Annotated in this window: 2 protein-coding genes; both read right to left on the bottom strand. The window is 41.3% G+C overall.

From position 1 onward, the window contains the following. Positions 1–59: 59 nt before the first annotated feature. The gene (locus ACSZPU_RS25435) at positions 60–746 is read right to left on the bottom strand and encodes an ABC transporter ATP-binding protein (protein WP_499004377.1); all 687 of its coding nucleotides are present in this window, start codon (positions 744–746) and stop codon (positions 60–62) included. Further along, complete coding sequence (locus ACSZPU_RS25430) at positions 743–1,519, bottom strand: ABC transporter permease (protein WP_249573282.1); 777 nt, start codon at positions 1,517–1,519, stop codon at positions 743–745. Before ACSZPU_RS25430 ends, ACSZPU_RS25435 begins: the two co-directional genes overlap by 4 nt. Between the last annotated feature and the right edge of the window lie 392 nt (positions 1,520–1,911).

The raw sequence follows: 1,911 nt of genomic DNA, 5'->3' as shown, positions 1-1,911 counted from the left end.
TATCGGTAGTTAACCCTTCCTCCTACACTCTCCACAATCATGTCCGAGCGTTGCACTTATTATCTGAATTCGCGCTTGAGTTTTTTATTTTCACTCTCAGTATACAATGAAATTGCTTCATCCACATTCTCATGGAATGAGATCTGATTATCATTTCTGAACAACAGTGCTGTTTCACAATATTTTTTCAATGAATTCAGACTATGCGAAACCATCAAAAAACTTGACTCTAAATGCCTTTCATTGAATAGCTCAGCGCATTTTTGTTTAAATCTTGCATCACCAACTGCGGTAACTTCATCAACTAGGTAATAATCAAACTTGAAAGCCATACTTAGCCCGAAACCCAAACGAGATCGCATGCCTGATGAATAAGTTTTTATAGGCATATCAAAATACTTACCTAATTCAGCAAACTCTTGCACAAAAGCGATTTTCTCTTTTAGCTCTTCTTTTTTGGCATATAGCCTGGCGACAAACTTCACATTTTCTCGTCCAGTTAAGCTCCCCTGGAACCCACCGGCAAGCCCTACAGGCCATGAGATAGAGCTGTCAGTAACGATCTTCCCGCTATCAGGACGATCTATGCCGCCAATCATCCTTAGTAACGTTGATTTACCCGCACCATTTCTCCCTATCAACGCTACGCTTTTTCCGGATGGCAACTCAATGTTTAAATCTTTAAAAACGTAGTGTCTTCCTTTAGGGGTGCGATATGATTTAGTCAGGTTTTCTATTCTAATCATGACGTTAGCATTGCCTCTTCGCGTGTACGATAAACCGCCAGACCTAAAAAGAGAGCAACCAATGCGCAAAGTGCCAAATAATTCAAACTTACGCCTTCGCTGACATAGCCTGCAACGACAGACTCCCGGCTTAATTCAACAGCGTGAATAATAGGATTCCAAAGTAGATACGGCCAATACTCCTTCGGAACAGCATGGAGCGGAAACATTACGCAGGAAATAAAATAAAGAGGTTTGAGCATTATTGGTAAGAACTTTTCTGTCTCAGGAAACGTCTTACCAAGTACCATAAAAATCAGACCTATACCGAAGGCAAAAATAACAAGCAGGCTCCAGGTCAAAATTAAGGTGAGAATGCTAGTAATTGAAAATATTTCACCAAACATTCCAACAACACACATAAGAACAATGTATACACCGCTGTATATGAGCGTTTCGAGTAATGCACGAGCAATAATAGTATCAACCGGTTTTACTGGTCGATAATTAAATAGCCCCTGATTCGCTTCTATGGCACCTATTGAACGCGTGGCTATACTGCTGAACAAAAAATAAGGTATTAACCCGTTAAGCAAAAATACTGGAAACGAAATATCAGGCATTGTGCGATGCATGATGTAGCCAAAAATAGCCAATAAAACGAGCAAATGCGCCGCAGGCTCCAGTATTGCCCATAAGTACCCTAAACGGTACTTGCCAAAGCGCGTCTTAATCTCGCGCAGGAACAGGGCTTTCACAGCCGCTTGCTGAACTTCTAAACCACTTCTGGCCATTGGTGATGTAACCTTGATGTCATGAGGCACGCTACCGCCCCTGGCTCTAGCTACCAGAATGCTCGGGCGTACTATATGAAGCAAACCGCATAATTAGCTTGCTAATAGTTTTATTTGGCGATAGCTCGCCTTTTGGGGCATGAAATTGTTTGTAGGAAGGTAAAGAAGAAAAATGTAAAAATTGTGGGTATCTTCCTGATGCAAACTTCCTGAAACTCCTGATCGGCTATAAATGTAGCGGGCTATCAACGCAAATCCTATAAGTTAAAATCTATCAATATGGAGATATTAATTTATATGATCTATTGCCACAATTTGAACCGCCCCGGTTTTCCTGGAGAGTATTTTAGTTGGGAACTCAGGCTGCCAGATCCTTATTCCCGATGGAAGCA

The organism is Phytobacter sp. V69 (assembly GCF_965644215.1).
GTDB lineage: Bacteria > Pseudomonadota > Gammaproteobacteria > Enterobacterales > Enterobacteriaceae > Phytobacter.
Note: the sequence above shows the minus strand (reverse complement) of the source record. Positions and strands in the feature narration are given on the sequence as shown.